The sequence below is a fragment of the Streptomyces dangxiongensis genome (assembly GCF_003675325.1).
Taxonomy (GTDB): Bacteria; Actinomycetota; Actinomycetes; order Streptomycetales; family Streptomycetaceae; genus Streptomyces; species Streptomyces dangxiongensis.
Window position 1 is genome coordinate 6,509,906 of sequence record NZ_CP033073.1, and the last position, 21,666, is coordinate 6,531,571.

Consider the following 21,666-nt stretch of genomic DNA (forward strand, 5'->3'; position numbering starts at 1 on the left):
GACGCCTCGGCGGCGAACGAGCCAAGACGACGAGACGGAGTGGCAACGGATGCAGTACGCAGTCGGGTCTCCGCTGCCGCCGCCCCACCAGTTGGGGCAGGGACCGCACGCCGGCTGGGCGTCGGCCGCACACCACCCGGGGCGAGACCCGCACGCCGGCGGGGCGTCGGGCGCACACCACCCGGGGCCGCCCCCGGGCACATCCCAGGGTCCCGTCCCCGTCCTCCCACCGGGCTTCCCGGCCCCGCCCGGCCCGCCGCCGCAGGCCCCGCCCGGCTCCGGTCCGGTGCCGCCGGCGCCCCCGCGGCACGCGCCGCCTCAGCACACCCCCGGCCCGCCGCCGGCCCCAGATACCACCGGGCACGTGCCGCTGCCACCCGGCGGCCCGGTCGGCGTGCCGTCGGCGCCGCCCGCCACGGCCACGGTCCCGGCCCCGGACCCGGCCTCCACCACCCTCGCCGTCCTCCTCATCGGTCCGGCGGGCGCGGGCAAGACCAGCGTCGCCAAGTACTGGGCGGACCACCGCCGCGTCCCCACGGCCCACATCAGCCTGGACGACGTCCGCGAATGGGTACGTTCCGGTTTCGCCGACCCCCAGTCCGGCTGGAACGACAACTCCGAGGCGCAGTACCGCCTGGCCCGCCGCACCTGTGGCTTCGCCGCCCGTAACTTCCTCGCCAACGGCATCTCCTGCATCCTGGACGACGCCGTCTTCCCCGACCGCCCGGTCGTGGGCCTCGGCGGCTGGAAGCGGCACGTGGGCCCCGGCCTGCTCCCGGTCGTCCTCCTGCCGGGCCTGGACATCGTCCTGGAGCGCAACGCCGAACGCAGCGGCAACCGCCGTCTCACCGACGAGGAGGTGGCCCGCATCCACGGCCGCATGGCCGGCTGGTACGGCTCGGGCCTGCCGATCATCGACAACTCCCAGCTCGACGTCCCCGCGACGGCCCGCGTCCTGGACGAGGTCCTGGCGAGAGCCATAGCGAGCCCGCCGAGCTGGTGAACGACGGCGCCCCCGAGGACCACGCGAAACGACGCGGGCCACCCGCCCCGGGGCCGCACACGCGCGCCGCTGGTGAACCGGGCCCCGGCGCCTGCGTGCCGCGCCCCAGGTCCGACGGAACCGGAGCCGCGCTGCGAGGTGTCACGAGGTCCGGGGGTCCGCTGAGCCTCGCCGGATGCGTCACGGAGTCGCGCTGCGGGACGTGAGGGAGTGGCGCCGCGAGGTGTGTCACGGGCTCCTGGGGTCCGCTGAGTCGCGCCCGATGCGTCACGGAGTCGCGCTGCGAGGTGTCACGGAGCCGCGCCCGAGATCCGTCACGGAGTCCCGGGGGCCGCTGAGCCGCGCCCCGATGCGTCATCGAGCCGCGCCGCGAAGCGTGGCAGGGCCGGTCCCCGGGCCTCGGGGAGCCGCGCTCCAGGCCCGTGCTGTCGGCTAGCGGAATTCACTGCGTCCCGTCCTGCTCCGGGGCCCGCGGTGTCCCGCTTCGGGTCCCGCGGTGCCCCGCCCCGGGCCCCAAGGTGCCCCGCCCCGGGCCCGCGGTGCCGTGCCACAAGCCCCGTGCCACGGGCTCCCGGAATCCGACGCGGCGCCGTCCCAGGGCGTCCGGAGGGCCGGATCCGGGGCGCCGTGGACCCCCGTCCCCACGGCCTCCGTCCCCACTCGGCCCTTGCCAACCGGCACAATCCGGGCAGAACTCCTACGCTCATCTCATGTCAGAGGTGTACGCGAACCGCCGATCCCGGCTGAGGGACCGCTGCAACGCGGCCGGCGCCCCCGCCGCCCTGGTCAGCCGACCCGCCAACGTGCGCTATCTGGCGGGGGCCGCCCCCCAGGGCGCCGTCCTCCTGCTAGGCCGGCGTGAGGACCTCCTGGTGTGCGCGGGTCCGCCCGGCGACCGCGCCACCGAAGGCCGGCCGGACGAGAACCTGCGCCTGCACGTCCTCGCGTCCCCCGGGGGCGACCCGGCGGTCGCCGCGGCGGACCTCGCCGCGGGGCAGGACGCCGACGGCCTCGCCGTGGAGGAGCACCACCTCACCGTCAGCCGGCACCGGGCGATCACCTCCGTCGCCCCGGGGCTCCGCCTCGTCGACCTCGGCGGCGCAGTGGAACAGCTCAGGGTGGTCAAGGACGAGGAGGAGATCTCCTGTCTCCGCATCGGCGCCGAGATCGCCGACCAGGCCCTCGGTGAGCTGCTGGAGTCCATCCTGGTCGGCCGTACCGAGCGGCACCTCGCGCTGGAGCTGGAGCGGCGCCTGGTGGACCACGGCGCCGACGGCCCGGCCTTCCCCACCTCCGTGGCCACCGGACCGCACGCCGGCCGCCGCGGCCACCGCCCCACCGACCGGCGCGTGGAGGAGGGCGACTTCCTCTCCGTGTGCCTCGGCGCCACCTACCGCGGCTACCGCTGCGAGATCGGCCGCACCTTCGTCATCGGCACCTCGCCCGCCGACTGGCAGATCGAGCTGTACGACCTCGTCTTCGCCGCCCAGCGGGCCGGGCGCGAGTGCCTGGCACCCGGTACCGCCTACCGTGACGTGGACCACGCCGCACGGCAGGTACTGGACTCGGCGGGCTATGCGGAGTCCCTGCCACCGCTGACCGGACACGGGGTCGGACTCGAAATTGACGAGGACCCGCAGCTAGCTCCCGCGGCCATGGGTAAACTGGACGCTTGCGTGCCGGTCACCGTCGAACCGGGGGTCCACCTCCCGGGCCGGGGCGGTGTCCGGATCGATGACACGCTCGTCGTGCGCCCCGAGGCGGACGGCGGACCCGAGCTACTCACCATCACGACCAAGGAGCTGCTCGCGCTCTGAGCGAACCCAGGGAAGAGGCACTTCTCCGGAGCCGCTGGGCGCGTGTCCCGGGGTCGTACGTCAGTCCAGGAGATTCCGCAACCGTGGCTTCCACGAACGACCTCAAGAACGGCCTGGTGCTCAAGCTCGAAGGCGGCCAGCTCTGGTCCGTCGTCGAGTTCCAGCACGTCAAGCCCGGCAAGGGCCCGGCCTTCGTGCGCACCAAGCTCAAGAACGTGCTCTCCGGCAAGGTCGTCGACAAGACCTTCAACGCCGGTGTCAAGGTCGAGACGGCCACTGTCGACAAGCGCGACATGCAGTTCTCGTACATGGACGGCGAGTACTTCGTCTTCATGGACATGCAGACCTATGACCAGCTCATGGTCGACCGCAAGGCCGTCGGCGACGCCGCCAACTTCCTGATCGAGGGCTTCACCGCCACCGTCGCTCAGCACGAGGGCGAGGTGCTCTTCGTCGAGCTGCCGGCCGCCGTCGAGCTGACCGTCCAGGAGACCGAGCCGGGCGTCCAGGGCGACCGCTCCACCGGCGGCACCAAGCCCGCCACCCTGGAGACCGGTCACCAGATCCAGGTCCCGCTCTTCATCACCACCGGTGAGAAGATCAAGGTCGACACCCGCACCAGCGACTACCTCGGCCGGGTGAACAGCTAACCGTGGCTGCCCGCAACACGGCCCGCAAGCGCGCCTTCCAGATCCTCTTCGAGGGCGACCAGCGCGACGCCGACGTTCTGACGGTGCTCGCGGACTGGATCCGGCTCTCCCGGTCGGACACCCGGCAGCCGCCGGTCAGCGAGTACACGATGCAGTTGATCGAGGGCTACGCGGAGCACGCGGCGCGGATCGACGAGCTGATCTCCCAGTACGCGGTGGGCTGGGCGCTCGACCGTATGCCGGTCGTCGACCGCAACATCCTGCGGCTGGGCGCGTACGAGCTGATCTGGGTGGACGAGACCCCGGACGCCGTCGTCCTGGATGAGATGGTGCAACTGGCCAAGGAGTTCTCCACCGACGAGTCGCCCTCGTTCGTCAACGGCCTGCTGGGCCGGCTGAAGGAGCTGAAGCCGACGCTGCGCCGCGCCTAGGCGCGCTCGGCGGCGGCTGCGGGTCGTCCGTGGTCGCTCGTGCCCACGTCACGGGGCCGCATCCGCGATGCGGCCCCGCGCTCCTTGGGCGGCACGTGTGCCGGCCCGGGCGCGGCAGAGCGCCGGAACAGTCGTGAACGCCGCCGGGGCGGCCGGAACCGTGAGGTTCCGGCCGCCCCGGCGGCACGTTTCTGCTGAGGCGCGAGCGGGGGCTCAGGCCTCGTCGTGGGCGGCCACCGCGCGGCGCGCGTCGGCGTCCAGGACGCCCCAGCTGATCAGTTGCTCGGTGAGGACCGAGGGGGACTGGTCGTAGATGACGGCGAGTGTGCGCAGGTCGTCCTGGCGGATCGAGAGCACCTTCCCGTTGTAGTCGCCGCGCTGGGACTGGATCGTCGCCGCGTAGCGCTGGAGGGGGCCCGCCTTCTCGGCCGGCACGGTGGCCAGCCGCTCCAGGTCCAGGACCAGCTTCGGCGGCGGCTCGGCGGCGCCGCCCGGCGTGGTGCCCGGCAGCAGCTCCTGCACGGGAACGCCATAGAAATCGGCCAATTCGGCCAGGCGCTGTACGGTCACGGCGCGGTCGCCGCGCTCGTACGAACCGACCACCACGGCCTTCCAGCGCCCCTGTGACTTCTCCTCGACACCGTGGAGGGAAAGGCCCTGCTGGGTGCGGATGGCCCGGAGCTTGGCCCCGAGCTGTTTGGCGTATTCGCTGGACATATAGCTCCCCGGACACTGTGTCGACGCGGCCGGCTGCCTTCCCGCCGCGCCGCTGGTAACTCACTGTGAGGTTACGCAGCGTGACTCTTCTGCGTCAAGCCGAATGGTCCACACCGACTCTTCCGTGGTGGCGGGGGCCGGCTGGGCCGAGGGGGTGACGCACCGGGCCGCTCCGGGTACCTGCTACCGTGGATGGCGCAAATCCGACGTCCTTTAAGGTCCGTCCCGTGAGGCGGAGAAGGAGGTCCGTTTCTTATGGACACCCACGCGAATCCGTCCGCCGCCGATGCGCGGCCCGTCCTGGAGGGCCCCGACATCGCGCGGGTGCTGACCCGCATCGCCCACGAGATTGTCGAACGCGCCAAGGGCGCCGACGACGTGGTGCTCCTCGGCATTCCGACCCGGGGCGTCTTCCTCGCCCAGCGGCTCGCCGCCAAGCTGGAGCAGATCACCGACCGGACGGTCCCGGTCGGCTCGCTCGACATCACCATGTACCGCGACGACCTGCGCATGCACCCGCCGCGCGCGCTGGCCCGCACCGAGATCCCCGGTGACGGCATCGACGGCAGGCTCGTCGTCCTCGTCGACGACGTGCTGTTCTCCGGTCGCACCATCCGCGCCGCCCTGGACGCCCTGAACGACATCGGGCGCCCGCGCGCGGTCCAGCTCGCGGTCCTGGTCGACCGCGGCCACCGCGAACTGCCCATCCGTGCCGACTACGTCGGCAAGAACCTCCCCACGTCGCTGCGGGAGACGGTCAAGGTCCAGCTCACCGAGGAGGACGGTCGCGACACCGTGCTGCTCGGTGCCAAGCCGGCCGGTCAGTAGCAAGCCGGGCGCCCGGCCGCCTCGGCGTGCCGGTACGCGCACTGGTCTGCCCTGCTTCTCCCCATTTGAACTGCCTTACGGAGCCTGACAGATGCACCGTCATCTCATCTCGGCCGCCGATCTCACCCGCGACGACGCCGTCCTGATCCTCGACACCGCCGAGGAGATGGCCCGGGTCGCCGCCCGGCCGATCAAGAAGCTGCCGACCCTGCGCGGCCGGACGATCGTCAACCTCTTCTTCGAGGACTCCACGCGCACGCGCATCTCCTTCGAAGCCGCCGAGAAGCGCCTGTCCGCCGACGTCATCAACTTCACCGCCAAGGGATCGTCGGTGTCCAAGGGCGAGTCCCTGAAGGACACCGCCCAGACCCTGGAGGCCATGGGCGTCGACGCCGTGGTCATCCGGCACGGCGCCTCCGGAGCCCCGTACCGCCTGGCCAACTCGGGCTGGATCGACGCCGCCGTCATCAACGCCGGCGACGGCACCCACCAGCACCCCACCCAGGCACTGCTGGACGCCTTCACCCTGCGCCGCCGGCTGACCGGCCGCGACACCGGGCTCGGCCAGGACCTGTCCGGCAAGCGCGTCACCGTCGTCGGTGACGTCCTGCACAGCCGGGTCGCCCGCTCCAACGTGGACCTGCTGCACACCCTCGGCGCCGAGGTCACCCTCGTCGCCCCGCCCACCCTGCTGCCGATCGGAGTGGAGTCCTGGCCGTGCGCGGTCTCGTACGACCTCGACAGCACGCTGCCCAAGAGTGACGCGGTGATGATGCTCCGCGTCCAGCGCGAGCGGATGAACGCGGCCTTCTTCCCGACCGAGCGCGAGTACGCGCGGCGCTACGGCCTCGACGGCGACCGCATGGCCAGACTGCCCGGGCACGCCATCGTGATGCACCCCGGCCCGATGGTCCGCGGCATGGAGATCACCGCCGAGGTCGCCGACTCCGACCGCTGTACCGCGGTGGAGCAGGTCGCCAACGGCGTCTCCATCCGCATGGCCGTCCTCTACCTGCTGCTCGGCGGCAACGAACCCGCCGTCACCCACGCCCGCCCGTCCGTCTCCCACCACCAGCCCGCCGACGAGCGCTCCGCGCACACCCCCTTCACGGCCGAGGAGAAGTAAGACCATGAGCAAGATCCTGATCCGTGGCGCCAGGGTGCTCGGCGGTGAGCCGCAGGACGTGCTCATCGACGGCGAGACCGTCGCCGAGGTCGGCACCGGGCTGTCCGCCGAAGGCGCCGAGGTCGTCGAGGCCGGCGGCAAGGTGCTGCTGCCCGGCCTGGTCGACCTGCACACCCACCTGCGCGAGCCGGGCCGAGAGGACTCCGAGACGGTGCTCACCGGCACCCGCGCGGCGGCGAGCGGCGGCTACACGGCCGTGTTCGCCATGGCCAACACCTTCCCGGTCGCCGACACCGCCGGCGTCGTCGAGCAGGTCTGGCGGCTCGGCAGGGAGCACGGCTACTGCGACGTGCAGCCCATCGGCGCCGTCACCGTCGGCCTGGAGGGCAGGAACCTCGCCGAGCTGGGCGCCATGCACGAGTCCGCCGCCGGCGTCACCGTCTTCTCCGACGACGGCAAGTGCGTGGACGACGCCGTGATCATGCGCCGCGCGCTGGAGTACGTGAAGGCCTTCGGAGGGGTCGTCGCCCAGCACGCGCAGGAGCCGCGCCTGACCGAGGGCGCCCAGATGAACGAGGGCGTCGTCTCCGCCGAGCTGGGCCTGGGCGGCTGGCCGGCCGTCGCCGAGGAGTCGGTCATCGCGCGGGACGTGCTGCTCGCCGAGCACGTCGGCTCCCGCGTCCACATCTGCCACCTGTCGACCGCCGGCTCGGTCGAGATCGTCCGCTGGGCCAAGTCCCGCGGCATCCGGGTCACCGCCGAGGTCACCCCGCACCACCTGCTCCTCACCGACGAGCTCGTACGGACGTACAACCCCGTCTACAAGGTCAACCCGCCGCTGCGCACCGAGCGGGACGTCATGGCCCTGCGCGAGGCGCTCGCCGACGGCACGATCGACATCGTCGCCACCGACCACGCCCCGCACCCGCACGAGGACAAGGACTGCGAGTGGGCCGCCGCCGCCATGGGCATGGTCGGCCTGGAGACGGCGTTGTCGGTGGTCCAGGAGACCATGGTCGACACGGGCCTGCTGGACTGGGCCGGCGTCGCCGACCGCATGTCCTTCCGGCCCGCGCAGATCGGACAGGCCACCGGGCACGGCCGTCCCGTCTCGGCTGGTGAGCCCGCCAACCTCACCCTCGTCGATACGGCATACCGTGGCCAGGTGGACCCCGCGGGCTTCGCCTCACGCAGCCGCAACACCCCCTACCAGGGGCGCGAGCTGCCGGGCCGGGTCACCCACACCTGGCTGCGGGGCAAGGGCACGCTCGTCGACGGGAAGCTCACGTGACACCTGTAATCCTGCTGGCCGAGGCCAGGAGGTCGGCCGACGTCACCGACTGGCCGGCCCGCATCGGCTGGCTCGTCGGACTCGTCCTGTTCATCGCGCTCGTCTACTGGCTGATGCGCGAGGGCTGGAAGTGGCGCGGCACCCTCCAGGGCGACATCCCGGAGCTGCCCACCGCGCCGGACGAGCCCGGCGAGGCGAGACTGACGATGAGCGGCCGCTACCACGGCTCCACCACCGCCGGACAGTGGCTGGACCGCATCGTGGCCCACGGCCTCGGCACCCGCAGCCGGGTCGAGCTCACCCTGACCGACGCGGGCCTGGAGGTCGAGCGCCCCGGGGCGGCCGACTTCTTCGTCCCCACCGCCGCACTGCGGGAGGCGCGCCTGGACAAGGGCATCGCCGGCAAGGTCCTCACCGAGGGCGGACTGCTGGTGGTGACCTGGGCGCACGGCGACAAACTGATCGACTCCGGGTTCCGCTCCGACCGCGCGGCCGAGCACACCGAGTGGGTCGACACCCTGAACCAGATGACCACCGAGACGGAAGGCGCACGATGACGACCTCCACCAGGGGAAGCTCCTCCCAGAGGAACAAGGCGCTTCCCGCCGTACTCGTCCTGGAGGACGGCCGCCTCTTCCGCGGCCGCGCCTACGGGAACGTGGGGGAGACCTTCGGCGAGGCCGTGTTCTCCACCGGCATGACCGGTTACCAGGAGACCCTGACCGACCCGTCGTACGACCGCCAGATCGTCGTCGCGACCGCCCCGCAGATCGGCAACACCGGCTGGAACGACGAGGACGACGAGTCGGGCCGCATCTGGGTCTCCGGCTACGTGGTGCGCGACCCCGCGCGCGTGCCGTCCAACTGGCGCGCTAAGCGCTCCCTGGACGACGAACTGGAGCGCCAGGGCGTCGTCGGCATCTCCGGCATCGACACCCGGGCCCTCACCCGTCACCTGCGTGAGCGCGGCTCGATGCGCGCCGGCATCTTCTCGGGCGAGGCGGTCGCCCCCGAGGCCGAGCTGCTGGAGCGCGTGCAGGCCCAGCCGCACATGAAGGGCGCGAGCCTGTACGAGGAGGTCGCGACCAAGGAGGCGTACGTCGTCCCGGCGGTCGGCGAGAAGCGGTTCACCGTCGCCGCCATCGACCTCGGCATCAAGGGCATGACCCCGCACCGCATGGCCGAGCGCGGCATCGAGGTGCACGTCCTGCCCGCCACCGCCACCGCCGACGACGTCTACGCCGTCGGCCCGGACGGCGTCTTCTTCTCCAACGGCCCCGGCGACCCGGCCACGGCCGACGGCCCGGTCGCGCTCATGTCGGCCGTCCTGGAGCGCAGGACCCCCCTGTTCGGCATCTGCTTCGGCAACCAGATCCTCGGCCGCGCGCTCGGCTTCGGCACCTACAAACTGAAGTACGGCCACCGCGGCATCAACCAGCCGGTCCAGGACCGTACGACCGGCAAGGTGGAGGTCACCGCGCACAATCACGGATTCGCCGTGGACGCGCCGCTCGACAAGGTCAGCGAGACGAAGTTCGGCCGCGCCGAGGTCTCGCACGTCTGCCTCAACGACAACGTCGTGGAGGGGCTCCAGTTGCTCGACCAGCCCGCCTTCTCCGTGCAGTACCACCCGGAAGCGGCAGCCGGACCGCACGACGCCGCCTACCTGTTCGACCGCTTCGTTTCCCTGATGGAGGGCCAGCGTGCCTAAGCGCACCGATATCCAGTCCGTCCTGGTCATCGGCTCCGGCCCGATCGTCATCGGCCAGGCCGCCGAGTTCGACTACTCCGGCACCCAGGCGTGCCGGGTGCTCAAGGCCGAGGGCCTGCGCGTCGTCCTCGTCAACTCCAACCCGGCGACGATCATGACGGATCCGGAGATCGCCGACGCCACCTACGTCGAGCCGATCACCCCCGAGTTCGTCGAGAAGATCATCGCCAAGGAGCGCCCCGACGCCCTGCTGCCCACGCTGGGCGGCCAGACGGCCCTGAACACCGCCATCTCGCTGCACGAGAACGGCGCGCTGGAGAAGTACGGCGTCGAGCTGATCGGCGCCAAGCCCGAGGCCATCCACAAGGGCGAGGACCGCGACCTGTTCAAGGGCGTCGTCGAGGAGGTCCGCCGCAAGATCGGGCACGGCGAGTCCGCCCGCTCGGTCATCTGCCACTCCATGGACGACGTCATCCAGGGCGTCGAGACGCTCGGCGGCTACCCGGTCGTCGTCCGCCCCTCCTTCACCATGGGCGGCGCCGGCTCCGGCTTCGCGCACGACGAGGAGGAGCTGCGCCGCATCGCCGGCCAGGGCCTGACCCTCTCCCCGACCACCGAGGTCCTCCTGGAGGAGTCCATCCTCGGCTGGAAGGAGTACGAGCTGGAGCTGATGCGCGACAAGCACGACAACGTCGTGGTCGTCTGCTCCATCGAGAACTTCGACCCGATGGGCGTGCACACCGGTGACTCCATCACCGTCGCGCCCGCGATGACGCTGACCGACCGCGAGTACCAGATCCTGCGCGACGTCGGCATCGCCGTCATCCGCGAGGTCGGCGTCGACACCGGCGGCTGCAACATCCAGTTCGCGGTGAACCCCGAGGACGGCCGCGTGATCGTCATCGAGATGAACCCGCGCGTGTCGCGTTCCTCCGCCCTCGCCTCCAAGGCGACCGGCTTCCCGATCGCCAAGATCGCCGCCAAGCTGGCCGTCGGCTACACGCTGGACGAGATCCCGAACGACATCACGCGCGAGACCCCGGCCTCCTTCGAGCCCACGCTCGACTACGTGGTCGTCAAGGCCCCGCGGTTCGCCTTCGAGAAGTTCCCGCAGGCCGACTCCACGCTGACCACCACCATGAAGTCGGTCGGCGAGGCCATGGCCATCGGCCGCAACTTCCCCGAGGCCTTCCAGAAGGCGCTGCGCTCGCTGGAGAAGAAGGGCAGCCAGTTCGCCTTCACCGGCGACCCCGGTGACAAGGAAACCCTGCTGCGCGAGGCCGTACGGCCCACCGACGGTCGGATCAACACCGTCATGCAGGCCATCCGCGCGGGCGCCACGCCCGAGGAGGTCTTCGACTACACGAAGATCGACCCGTGGTTCGTGGACCAGCTCTTCCTGATCAAGGAGATCGCGGACGAGCTGGCCGGCGCGCCCGAGCTGACCGCCGACCTGCTCGCCGAGGCCAAGCGGCACGGCTTCTCCGACCAGCAGATCGGCGAGATCCGCGGCCTGCGCGAGGACGTCGTCCGTGAGGTCCGGCACGCCCTCGGCATCCGCCCGGTCTACAAGACGGTCGACACCTGCGCCGCCGAGTTCGCCGCGAAGACGCCGTACTTCTACTCCTCCTACGACGAGGAGACCGAGGTCGCGCGCCGCGAGAAGCCGGCGGTGATCATCCTCGGCTCGGGCCCGAACCGCATCGGCCAGGGCATCGAGTTCGACTACTCCTGCGTGCACGCCTCCTTCGCGCTGTCCGACGCCGGATACGAGACCGTGATGGTCAACTGCAACCCGGAGACCGTCTCCACGGACTACGACACCTCAGACCGCCTGTACTTCGAGCCGCTGACGCTCGAGGACGTGCTGGAGATCGTCCACGCCGAGCAGCAGGCGGGCCCGCTCGCGGGCGTCATCGTCCAGCTTGGCGGCCAGACCCCGCTGGGCCTGGCGCAGGCCCTGAAGGACAACGGCGTGCCGGTCGTCGGCACGCCCCCCGAGGCCATCCACGCGGCCGAGGACCGCGGCGCCTTCGGCCGCGTCCTGGCGGAGGCGGGCCTGCCGGCGCCCAAGCACGGCACGGCCACCACCTTCGAGGAGGCCAAGGCCATCGCCGACGAGATCGGCTACCCGGTCCTGGTCCGGCCCTCCTACGTCCTCGGCGGGCGCGGCATGGAGATCGTCTACGACGAGACCCGTCTCGCCTCCTACATCGCCGAGTCGACGGAGATCAGCCCCTCCCGGCCGGTCCTCGTCGACCGCTTCCTCGACGACGCGATCGAGATCGACGTCGACGCCCTCTACGACGGCGAGGAGCTGTACCTCGGCGGAGTCATGGAGCACATCGAGGAGGCCGGCATCCACTCCGGCGACTCGGCGTGCGCGCTGCCCCCGATCACCCTCGGCGGCTTCGACATCAAGCGCCTGCGCGCCTCCACCGAGGCCATCGCCAGGGGCGTCGGCGTGCGCGGCCTGATCAACATCCAGTTCGCGATGGCCGGCGACATCCTCTACGTCCTGGAGGCCAACCCGCGCGCCTCCCGTACGGTCCCCTTCACCTCGAAGGCGACCGCGGTACCGCTCGCCAAGGCCGCCGCCCGCATCTCGCTGGGCGCGACCATCGCCGAGCTGCGCGCCGAGGGCCTGCTGCCGAGGAAGGGCGACGGCGGCGAGCTGCCGTTCGACGCGCCGATCTCGGTCAAGGAGGCCGTCCTGCCCTGGTCCCGCTTCCGGGACATCCAGGGCCGCGGCGTCGACACCATCCTCGGCCCGGAGATGCGCTCCACCGGCGAGGTCATGGGCATCGACTCCGTCTTCGGCACGGCGTACGCCAAGTCGCAGGCGGGTGCCTACGGCCCGCTGCCCACCAAGGGCCGCGCGTTCATCTCGGTCGCCAACCGCGACAAGCGCTCGATGATCTTCCCGGCGCGCGAGCTGGTCGCCCACGGCTTCGAGCTGCTCGCCACCTCCGGCACCGCCGAGGTCCTCAAGCGCAACGGCATCAACGCCACGGTCGTCCGCAAGCAGTCCGAGGGCACCGGCCCCAACGGCGAGAAGACCATCGTCCAGCTAATCCACGACGGCGAGGTCGACCTCATCGTCAACACCCCGTACGGCACCGGTGGCCGCCTCGACGGCTACGACATCCGTACGGCCGCGGTGGCCCGCTCCGTGCCCTGCCTGACGACCGTCCAGGCGCTCGCGGCGGCCGTCCAGGGCATCGACGCCCTCAACCACGGCGACGTGGGCGTCCGCTCGCTCCAGGAACACGCCGAACACCTGATCGCGGCCCGCGACTAGCAGCCCCGAGGGGGACACCGGAAACGGTGTCCCCCTCTTCATGAGGACACCCACATGTACAAGATCTTCTTCCGCCTTGTCTTCCGGCGGATGGACCCCGAGCAGGCCCACCACCTGGCCTTCCGCTGGATCCGGCTGGCCGCCCGCGTCCCCGTGCTGCGCACCTTCGCCGCCGCCGCCCTCGCGCCCCGCCACAAGGAGCTGCGCACCGAGGCCTTCGGGCTGCGGATGCACGGCCCCTTCGGCCTCGCCGCCGGCTTCGACAAGAACGCCGTCGCCATCGACGGCATGTCCATGCTGGGCTTCGACCACGTCGAGATCGGCACGGTCACCGGCGAGCCGCAGCCCGGCAACCCGAAGAAGCGGCTGTTCCGGCTGGTCGAGGACCGCGCCCTGATCAACCGCATGGGCTTCAACAACGACGGCTCGCTGGCCGTCGCGGCCCGCCTGGCGACCCGTGAGCCGGTCTTCCGGACCGTCGTCGGCGTCAACATCGGCAAGACCAAGGTCGTACCGGAGGCGGAGGCCGTCGCCGACTACGTGAAGTCCGCCGAGCGCCTCGCGCCGTACGCCGACTACCTCGTCGTCAACGTCTCCTCGCCCAACACGCCCGGACTGCGCGACCTCCAGGCGGTGGACCACCTGCGCCCGCTGCTGACCGCCGTGCGCGAGGCCGCCGACCGCACGGTGGCGAACCGGCGCGTCCCGCTGCTGGTGAAGATCGCCCCGGACCTCGCCGACGAGGACGTCGACGCCGTCGCCGACCTGGCCGTCGAACTCGGCCTGGACGGCATCATCGCCACCAACACCACCATCGCGCGCGAGGGCCTCGGCCTGCGCTCCGCCTCCGCGCTGGTCGAGGAGACCGGCGGCCTGTCCGGAGCCCCGCTCAAGGCACGCTCCCTGGAGGTGCTGCGCCGCCTGTACGCGCGCGTGGGCGACCGGATCACCCTGGTGGGCGTCGGGGGCATCGAGAGCGCCGAGGACGCCTGGCAGCGCATCCTGGCCGGTGCCACGCTGGTCCAGGGCTACAGCGCCTTCGTCTACGAGGGCCCGTTCTGGTGCCGCGCCGTCCACAAGGGCCTCGCCGCCCGTCTGCGCACCAGCCCCTACGCCACCCTCGCCGACGCGGTCGGCGCCGACGTGAGGAAGCACGCATGACCTCGTACGAGCCCTTCGGCGCCCGCCTCCGCCGCGCCATGGACGAGCGCGGCCCGCTGTGTGTCGGCATCGACCCGCACGCCTCCCTGCTCGCCGAGTGGGGCCTGGACGACGACGTCGCCGGGCTGGAACGGTTCAGCCGCACGGTGGTGGAGGCCGTGGCCGACCGGGTGGCCGTCCTGAAGCCGCAGAGCGCCTTCTACGAACGGTTCGGCTCGCGGGGCCTCGCGGTCCTGGAGACGTCCGTCCGGGAGGCGCGGGCGGCCGGTGCCCTGGTCGTGATGGACGCCAAGCGCGGCGACATCGGCTCGACCATGGCCGCCTACGCCGAGGCGTTCCTGCGCCAGGACGCCCCGCTGTTCTCCGACGCCCTGACCGTCTCGCCGTACCTCGGCTACGGCTCGCTCAGCCCGGCCGTCGCACTGGCCCGGGAGAGCGGCGCCGGCCTGTTCGTGCTGGCGCTGACCTCGAACCCGGAGGGCGGCGAGGTGCAGCACGCGGTGCGCGCCGACGGCCGGACCGTCGGCGCGACCATGCTGGCCCACCTGGCGGCCGAGAACGCCGGGGAGGAGCCGCTGGGCTCCTTCGGCGCGGTCGTCGGCGCCACGCTCGGCGACCTGTCCTCGTACGGCCTCGACATCAACGGCCCGCTCCTCGCGCCCGGCATCGGCGCCCAGGGAGCGACCCCCGCGGACCTTCCCCGTGTCTTCGGGGCGGCCGTGCGCAACGTGGTGCCCAACGTCAGCCGGGGTGTTCTGCGTCACGGTCCCGACGTCAGCGCGCTGCGCGGGGCGGCCGAGCGCGTCGCGGAGGAGATCCGGGCGGCCGTCGACGGCGCCTGAACCGCCGGTCGCGTGCTCGGCTGAGCGCTGTCGCACCGACCTGAGTGTGAATACATCTGCAAATCGAGGGCAATATGCCTGAAATGTCCGACCTGACGGAGGCTGACCAGGACTTTTCCGCTGTTCTCGCTGACTCTGGCGGACTTGCCCGCTAGTCTCCGAGCAGTGGGGGTGCCTCCGACGCCCTCCATGGCAGTGGGGGAGAACGGGTGACGCGTGTTGCTCGTAGCTCCCCAGGTGTGGGGCGACTAGGTTCCTCACCGGTCCGTATCCGACAGTTCGACATCCGAGGTGACGTAGGCGTGGCTCTTCCGCCCCTTACCCCTGAACAGCGCGCAGCCGCGCTCGAAAAGGCCGCCGCGGCTCGCCGGGAGCGGGCCGAGGTCAAGAATCGACTCAAGCACTCCGGCGCCTCCCTGCACGAGGTCATCAAGCAGGGCCAGGAGAACGACGTCATCGGCAAGATGAAGGTCTCCGCGCTGCTGGAGTCCCTGCCGGGCGTGGGCAAGGTCCGCGCCAAGCAGATCATGGAGCGTCTGGGAATCTCCGAGAGCCGCCGCGTGCGCGGTCTCGGTTCCAACCAGATCGCCTCCCTGGAGCGTGAGTTCGGCAGCACCGGCTCCTGAGTCCGCCTCCCGACGGACAGGGAGTCCCGGGCACTCCGGGATTGCTGGATAATCGCTGCATGGCAGTAACACTCCGGGGGACGTCCCCCGAACCCCCGGACGCACGTCCGCGGCTGACCGTGCTCTCCGGCCCCTCGGGGGTCGGCAAGAGCACGGTCGTCGCTCATATGCGCAAGAAACACCCCGACGTCTGGCTCTCGGTGTCGGCGACCACCCGCAAGCCGCGCCCAGGCGAGCAGCACGGAGTCCACTATTTCTTCGTCACCGACGACGAGATGGACAAGCTCATCGCCAACGGCGAGCTGCTGGAGTGGGCGGAGTTCGCCGGCAACCGCTACGGCACGCCCCGCGCGGCCGTGCAGGAGCGGCTGGAGAACGGCGAGCCCGTCCTGCTGGAGATCGACCTCCAGGGCGCACGCCAGGTCCGCGAGTCGCTGTCCGACGCCCAGTTGGTGTTCCTGGCCCCGCCCTCCTGGGAGGAGCTGGTGCGCAGGCTCACCGGGCGGGGGACCGAGCCGCCCGAGGTCATCGAGCGCCGCCTGGAGGCGGCCAGGACCGAGCTGGCGGCCGAGCCGGAGTTCGATGTGACCCTGGTCAACACCTCCGTCGAGGACGTGGCGCGCGAGCTGCTAGCCTTGATGGACATTGTGTGATCGTGACTGTGATCACGATGACTGATTCTTTTCCATCCATCGGAAGGTAGAGCGTGTCCTCTTCCATCACCGCGCCCGAGGGCATCATCAACCCGCCGATCGACGAGCTTCTCGAGGCCACCGACTCGAAGTACAGCCTCGTGATCTACGCGGCCAAGCGTGCCCGCCAGATCAACGCGTACTACTCGCAGCTCGGCGAGGGCCTCCTCGAGTACGTCGGTCCGCTCGTCGACACCCACGTGCACGAGAAGCCGCTCTCGATCGCCCTGCGCGAGATCAACGCCGGTCTGCTGACCTCTGAGGCCATCGAGGGCCCGGCGCAGTAGTTTTTTCAGATTGCGATCGACTTATCCACAGGCCCGGCAGTCACGCTGCCGGGCCTGTGGTGTGTCATGGAGTCGGTCGTACGTTTTTCGAGTCCGGGAGACACGGTGGACAAGCCGAGGGTCGTGCTGGGGGTCAGTGGTGGCATCGCCGCCTACAAGGCCTGTGAGCTGCTGAGAAGGTTCACGGAGTCGGGCCATGACGTCCGGGTGGTGCCGACCGCCTCCGCGCTGCAGTTCGTCGGCGCCGCCACCTGGTCGGCCCTGTCCGGCAAGCCCGTCTCGCCCGAGGTGTGGGACGACGTGCACGAGGTCCCGCACGTCCGCATCGGCCAGCACGCCGACCTGGTGGTCGTCGCCCCGGCCACGGCCGACATGCTCGCCAAGGCGGCCCACGGCCTCGCCGACGACCTGCTGACCAACACGCTGCTGACCGCCCGCTGCCCGGTCGTCTTCGCCCCGGCCATGCACACCGAGATGTGGGAGCACCCGGCCACCCGGGAGAACGTGGCCACGCTCCGCCGTCGCGGCGCCGTCGTCATCGAGCCCGCCGTCGGCCGCCTCACCGGCGTCGACACCGGCAAGGGCCGGCTCCCGGACCCGGCGGAGATCTTCGAGGTCTGCCGCCGGGTGCTGGCCCGCGGCGTCACCGAGCCCGACCTGCGGGGGCGGCACGTCGTCGTCTCCGCGGGCGGCACCCGCGAGCCCCTCGACCCGGTCCGCTTCCTCGGCAACCGCTCCTCCGGCAAGCAGGGCTACGCCCTCGCCCGTACGGCCGCCGCCCGCGGCGCCCGGGTGACGCTGGTCGCGGCCGACACCGGCCTGCCCGACCCGGCGGGCGTGGACGTCGTCCCGGTGGGCACGGCCGTCCAGCTCCGCGAGGCCGTCCTCAAGGCCGCGGCGGACGCCGACGCCGTGGTCATGGCCGCCGCCGTCGCCGACTTCCGTCCGGCCGTCTACGCCGCCGGGAAGATCAAGAAGAGGGACGGCCACGAGCCCGATCCGGTCGTGCTGGTGCGGAATCCAGACATTCTCGCGGAGATCTCCGCCGACCGCGCCCGCCCCGGACAGGTGGTCGTCGGCTTCGCCGCCGAGACCGACGACGTCCTCGCCAACGGCCGCACCAAGCTCGCCCGCAAGGGCTGCGACCTGCTCGTGGTCAACGAGGTGGGGGAGCGCAAGACCTTCGGCTCCGAGGAGAACGAGGCCGTCGTCCTGGGCGCCGACGGCAGTGAGACCGCGGTGCCGCACGGCCCCAAGGAGGCCCTGGCCGACATCGTCTGGGATCTGGTCGCCCAGCGGCTGGACTGACCCGCCCGCTGGCCACCGGCCGGGGCCTCCGCCCGGGTGAACGGCGCGTGTCGGGGCGCTCGAGCCGGGTGTGGCGGCTCTGGTCACACCGGCCGCGATTGTGCAGAATGCCTGTGCCGCAGGTCACAACGCCTCCGAGAAACGAGATGGTGGCCCGTCGGCCGAGTGCGACCGATAAACTGTTCACGGTCGACCGGGCGCAGCCCTGTGTCGACCGCAAATGATCAGCCAGCAGCCGCTGCAACCACAGGGAGCGTTGTGTCCCGTCGCCTGTTCACCTCGGAGTCCGTGACCGAGGGTCACCCCGACAAGATCGCTGACCAGATCAGCGACACCATTCTCGACGCGCTTCTGCGCGAGGACCCGACCTCCCGGGTCGCCGTCGAGACGCTGATCACCACCGGCCTGGTCCATGTGGCCGGCGAGGTGACGACCAAGGCCTACGCGGACATCGCGACCCTCGTCCGCGGCAAGATCCTGGACATCGGCTACGACTCCTCCAAGAAGGGCTTCGACGGCGCCTCCTGCGGTGTCTCGGTGTCCATCGGCGCGCAGTCCCCGGACATCGCGCAGGGCGTCGACGCGGCCTACGAGGCCCGGGTCGAGGGTGACGAGGACGAGCTGGACCGGCAGGGCGCGGGCGACCAGGGCCTGATGTTCGGCTACGCGTCCGACGAGACGCCGACCCTGATGCCGCTCCCGATCTTCCTGGCGCACCGCCTGTCCAAGCGCCTGTCGGACGTCCGCAAGAACGGGACCATCCCCTACCTGCGCCCCGACGGCAAGACGCAGGTCACCATCGAGTACGACGGCGACAAGGCCGTCCGCCTCGACACGGTGGTCGTCTCCTCCCAGCACGCCTCCGACATCGACCTGGAGTCGCTGCTCGCCCCCGACATCCGCGAGTTCGTCGTGGAGCCGGAGCTGAAGGCGCTCCTGGACGAGGGCATCAAGCTGGACACCGAGGGCTACCGCCTGCTGGTCAACCCCACCGGCCGCTTCGAGATCGGCGGCCCGATGGGCGACGCCGGCCTCACCGGCCGCAAGATCATCATCGACACCTACGGCGGCATGGCCCGCCACGGTGGCGGCGCCTTCTCCGGCAAGGACCCGTCCAAGGTGGACCGCTCGGCCGCCTACGCCATGCGCTGGGTCGCCAAGAACGTCGTGGCGGCCGGCCTGGCCTCCCGCTGCGAGGTCCAGGTCGCCTACGCGATCGGCAAGGCCGAGCCCGTCGGTCTCTTCGTCGAGACCTTCGGCACCAACACGATCGAGACCGAGAAGATCGAGAAGGCGATCGACGAGGTCTTCGACCTCCGCCCGGCCGCGATCATCCGCGACCTCGACCTGCTGCGCCCGATCTACTCCCAGACCGCTGCCTACGGCCACTTCGGCCGCGAGCTGCCCGACTTCACCTGGGAGCGCACGGACCGCGTGGACGCCCTGCGCGCCGCCGCGGGCCTGTAACCCCGCGATACCGCTCACCGAGGCCCGGCTCCCCTGCGCGGGGGGCCGGGCCTCGGCGTGCGCGCGGACGGGTCGCGGGGACCGGCGCGGGGCGGGGCCCGGACGCGGGGCGGCGGCCCGGGCGTGGGGCGGGCGTGGCGGGGCGGTGGGACGGGTGCGGGCGGGACGCCGGGCCCGGTGGACAGGCCCTGGTGGTCGGGTCCGGGCGGCGTTGTCAGTGGCGTTTGGTAAGAATGCAAGCGTGAGCAGCGAGAACGGGCCGGGGGACGGCGGGGCCGAAGGGGCGCCGCCGGAGCAGCTCGCGCTCATCCGGGAGAGCGTGCGGAAGGCGAAGGTGCCGCGGGCCAAGCCGCGGACCTGGCGGGGAGCCGCGCTCGCCGAGCGGCTGCCCGTCGCCCGCGTGCTGGTCGACAAGGGAGTGCTGCACCTCGACCGGTACTTCGACTACGCCGTGCCCGCCGACCTGGACGCGCAGGCGCAGCCCGGGGTGCGCGTGCGGGTGCGGTTCGGGGCCGGGCGGCACCGGGTGCGCGAGGGGCGCCGGGAGGGCGGCGGGCTCGTCGACGGCTTCCTCGTCGAGCGGCGGGCCGAGTCCGACTACTCCGGCCCCCTAGCTGCCCTCGCCCAGGTCGTGTCACCGGAGCCCGTGCTCGGCGAGGAGCTGCTGGGGCTGGCGCGGGCCGTCGCCGACCGCTACGCGGGAAGCCTCGCCGATGTGCTCCAGCTCGCCGTGCCGCCGCGCAACGCGCGCGCCGAGCAGCGGTCCTCCCCGGCACCGCTGCCGCCGCCGCGGGCCCCGGACACCGGCTCCTGGGAGCGGTACGAACACGGGGGCGCGTTCCTCGGCGCGCTGGCCTCGGGCGGGGCGCCCCGGGCCGTGTGGAACGCGCTTCCGGGGCCGCTGTGGAGCGAGGAACTGGCCAGGGCCGTCGCCGCCACGCTGGCCTCGGGACGCGGTGCCCTCGTCGTCGTACCCGACGGGCGGGCCGCCGCCCGCGTGGACGCCGCGCTGACCGAGCTGCTCGGCACCGGCCGGCACGCGCTGCTCACCGCCGACGCCGGACCGGAGAAGCGGTACGCGCAGTGGCTGGCGGTGCGGCGGGGATCCGTACGTGCCGTCGTCGGCACCCGGGCCGCGATGTTCGCGCCCGTGCGGGACCTGGGCCTCGTCGCCGTCTGGGACGACGGGGACGACAGCCACAGCGAGCAGCACGCCCCGCAGCCGCACACCCGGGACGTCCTGCTCCTGCGCGCCGCCCTCGACGGGTGCGCCTTCCTGCTGGGGAGCTGGAGCTGCACCGTGGAGGCCGCCCAGCTCGTCGAGAGCGGCTGGGCCCGGCCGCTGGCCGCCGGGCGGGAGCAGGTGCGGCGCGCCGCCCCGCTGGTCCGGACGGTCGGTGACGGCGACCTCGCGCGCGACGAGGCCGCCCGCGCCGCCCGGCTGCCCACCCTGGCCTGGCAGGCGGCCCGCGAGGGGCTGCGGCACGGGCCGGTGCTCGTGCAGGTGCCCCGGCGGGGGTACGCGCCCCGGATGGCCTGCGACCGGTGCCGGGCGCCCGCCCGGTGCCGGCACTGCTCCGGACCGCTCCAGGGGCAGGACGGGGGCGTCCTGCGATGCGACTGGTGCGGGCGCGAGGAGAGCTCCTGGCACTGCCAGGAGTGCGGCGGCTTCCGGCTCCGCGCCCAGGTCGTGGGCGCGCGGCGCACCGCGGAGGAACTGGGGCGGGCCTTCCCCGCCGTACCGGTGCGCACCTCGGGACGTGAGCATGTGCTGGACACGGTGCCCGGCACGCCCGCGCTGGTGGTCAGCACACCCGGCGCCGAACCGGTCGCCGAGGGCGGTTACGCGGCGGCCCTGCTGCTGGACGGCTGGGCCATGCTCGTACGGCCCGACCTGCGGGCCGGTGAGGACGCGCTGCGCCGGTGGATCGCGGCCGGCGCGCTGGTGCGGCCCCAGGCCGAGGGGGGCACGGTGGTCGTGGTGGCCGAGCCGACCCTGCGCCCCGTACAGGCCCTCGTGCGCTGGGACCCCGTCGGGCACGCCGTGCGGGAGCTGGCCGAGCGGGCCGAGCTGGGGTTCCCGCCGGTGTCCCGGATGGCGGCCGTGTCCGGGACGCCCGCGGCCGTCGCCGATTTCCTGGGAGCGGCCGAACTGCCGCCGGACGCCGAGGTGCTGGGGCCGGTACCGCTGCCGCCCGCGCCGCCCGGCCGGCCCCGCAGGTCCGGGGGGCCGCCGCCCGGTGAGCACTGGGAGCGGGCGCTCGTCCGCGTGCCACCGGGCAGCGGCGCCGCGCTGGCCACCGCCCTGAAGACCGCGCAGGCCGCTCGCACGGCCCGGGGGAGCGAGGAGCCGGTGCGGGTACGGATCGATCCGCCCGACATCGGCTGACGGGCGTGGGGCCGTCGCC

19 protein-coding genes are annotated in these 21,666 nt (G+C 72.2%); 18 read left to right on the forward strand and 1 reads right to left on the reverse strand.

Translation table 11 applies throughout. The features are described from left to right. Positions 1 to 49 precede the first annotated feature (49 nt). From D9753_RS29475 to nusB, 4 genes are all read left to right on the forward strand, one after another. Positions 50 to 1,003, forward strand: a complete 954-nt coding sequence (locus D9753_RS29475; protein WP_121789763.1) for a Pro-rich N-terminal domain-containing protein — start codon at positions 50 to 52, stop codon at positions 1,001 to 1,003. Between the two features lie 710 nt (positions 1,004 to 1,713). Continuing rightward, positions 1,714 to 2,820: an aminopeptidase P family protein gene (locus tag D9753_RS29480; protein ID WP_121789764.1), complete on the forward strand. Its 1,107-nt coding sequence runs from the start codon at positions 1,714 to 1,716 to the stop codon at positions 2,818 to 2,820. An 83-nt stretch (positions 2,821 to 2,903) separates the two neighbouring features. Next, positions 2,904 to 3,470, forward strand: a complete 567-nt coding sequence (gene efp / locus D9753_RS29485) for an elongation factor P (RefSeq protein ID WP_121789765.1) — start codon at positions 2,904 to 2,906, stop codon at positions 3,468 to 3,470. Between the two features lie 2 nt (positions 3,471 to 3,472). Beyond that, positions 3,473 to 3,901, forward strand: a complete 429-nt coding sequence (nusB, locus tag D9753_RS29490) for a transcription antitermination factor NusB (protein WP_121789766.1) — start codon at positions 3,473 to 3,475, stop codon at positions 3,899 to 3,901. A 213-nt stretch (positions 3,902 to 4,114) separates the two neighbouring features. On the opposite strand, the gene bldD is transcribed toward nusB, so the two are convergent. Further along, complete coding sequence (gene bldD / locus D9753_RS29495; RefSeq protein WP_121789767.1) at positions 4,115 to 4,618, reverse strand: transcriptional regulator BldD; 504 nt, start codon at positions 4,616 to 4,618, stop codon at positions 4,115 to 4,117. A gap of 255 nt (positions 4,619 to 4,873) precedes the next feature. Between bldD and pyrR the strand changes: the two genes are divergently transcribed. The 14 genes from pyrR (at position 4,874) to D9753_RS29565 (ending at position 21,647) form a co-directional block, all read left to right on the forward strand. Next, entirely contained in the window at positions 4,874 to 5,446 is a 573-nt protein-coding gene (gene pyrR, locus D9753_RS29500; RefSeq protein WP_121789768.1) for a bifunctional pyr operon transcriptional regulator/uracil phosphoribosyltransferase PyrR, read from the forward strand. A 91-nt stretch (positions 5,447 to 5,537) separates the two neighbouring features. Continuing rightward, entirely contained in the window at positions 5,538 to 6,572 is a 1,035-nt protein-coding gene (locus D9753_RS29505; protein ID WP_121789769.1) for an aspartate carbamoyltransferase catalytic subunit, read from the forward strand. A gap of 4 nt (positions 6,573 to 6,576) precedes the next feature. Further along, a complete protein-coding gene (locus tag D9753_RS29510) occupies positions 6,577 to 7,863 on the forward strand; it encodes a dihydroorotase (protein WP_121789770.1) in 1,287 nt (428 codons plus the stop codon). Continuing rightward, complete coding sequence (locus tag D9753_RS29515; RefSeq protein ID WP_121789771.1) at positions 7,860 to 8,420, forward strand: PH-like domain-containing protein; 561 nt, start codon at positions 7,860 to 7,862, stop codon at positions 8,418 to 8,420. Before D9753_RS29510 ends, D9753_RS29515 begins: the two co-directional genes overlap by 4 nt. Further along, entirely contained in the window at positions 8,417 to 9,574 is a 1,158-nt protein-coding gene (gene carA, locus D9753_RS29520) for a glutamine-hydrolyzing carbamoyl-phosphate synthase small subunit (protein ID WP_121789772.1), read from the forward strand. The genes D9753_RS29515 and carA overlap by 4 nt, the downstream gene beginning before the upstream one ends. Beyond that, positions 9,567 to 12,875 carry a carbamoyl-phosphate synthase large subunit gene (carB, locus tag D9753_RS29525; RefSeq protein ID WP_121789773.1) on the forward strand — a complete coding sequence of 1,103 codons (3,309 nt, stop codon included), beginning with the start codon at positions 9,567 to 9,569 and terminating at the stop codon, positions 12,873 to 12,875. Before carA ends, carB begins: the two co-directional genes overlap by 8 nt. 54 nt (positions 12,876 to 12,929) lie before the next feature. Next, complete coding sequence (locus D9753_RS29530; RefSeq protein ID WP_121789774.1) at positions 12,930 to 14,036, forward strand: quinone-dependent dihydroorotate dehydrogenase; 1,107 nt, start codon at positions 12,930 to 12,932, stop codon at positions 14,034 to 14,036. Next, a complete protein-coding gene (gene pyrF, locus D9753_RS29535) occupies positions 14,033 to 14,878 on the forward strand; it encodes an orotidine-5'-phosphate decarboxylase (RefSeq protein ID WP_121789775.1) in 846 nt (281 codons plus the stop codon). The genes D9753_RS29530 and pyrF overlap by 4 nt, the downstream gene beginning before the upstream one ends. A 302-nt stretch (positions 14,879 to 15,180) precedes the next feature. Beyond that, positions 15,181 to 15,504, forward strand: coding sequence for an integration host factor (locus D9753_RS29540; protein WP_003977346.1), 324 nt, complete (start codon positions 15,181 to 15,183; stop codon positions 15,502 to 15,504). A gap of 59 nt (positions 15,505 to 15,563) precedes the next feature. Continuing rightward, the gene (gmk, locus tag D9753_RS29545) at positions 15,564 to 16,157 is read left to right on the forward strand and encodes a guanylate kinase (protein WP_121789776.1); all 594 of its coding nucleotides are present in this window, start codon (positions 15,564 to 15,566) and stop codon (positions 16,155 to 16,157) included. 53 nt (positions 16,158 to 16,210) lie between these two features. Next, positions 16,211 to 16,483, forward strand: a complete 273-nt coding sequence (gene rpoZ / locus D9753_RS29550) for a DNA-directed RNA polymerase subunit omega (protein ID WP_005319902.1) — start codon at positions 16,211 to 16,213, stop codon at positions 16,481 to 16,483. 105 nt (positions 16,484 to 16,588) lie between these two features. After that, the gene (gene coaBC, locus D9753_RS29555) at positions 16,589 to 17,791 is read left to right on the forward strand and encodes a bifunctional phosphopantothenoylcysteine decarboxylase/phosphopantothenate--cysteine ligase CoaBC (RefSeq protein WP_121789777.1); all 1,203 of its coding nucleotides are present in this window, start codon (positions 16,589 to 16,591) and stop codon (positions 17,789 to 17,791) included. Between the two features lie 258 nt (positions 17,792 to 18,049). Then, the gene (gene metK / locus D9753_RS29560) at positions 18,050 to 19,258 is read left to right on the forward strand and encodes a methionine adenosyltransferase (protein WP_121789778.1); all 1,209 of its coding nucleotides are present in this window, start codon (positions 18,050 to 18,052) and stop codon (positions 19,256 to 19,258) included. Positions 19,259 to 19,499: 241 nt separating this feature from the next. Then, the gene (locus D9753_RS29565) at positions 19,500 to 21,647 is read left to right on the forward strand and encodes a primosomal protein N' (RefSeq protein ID WP_121789779.1); all 2,148 of its coding nucleotides are present in this window, start codon (positions 19,500 to 19,502) and stop codon (positions 21,645 to 21,647) included. The last annotated feature ends 19 nt before the right edge of the window (positions 21,648 to 21,666 follow it).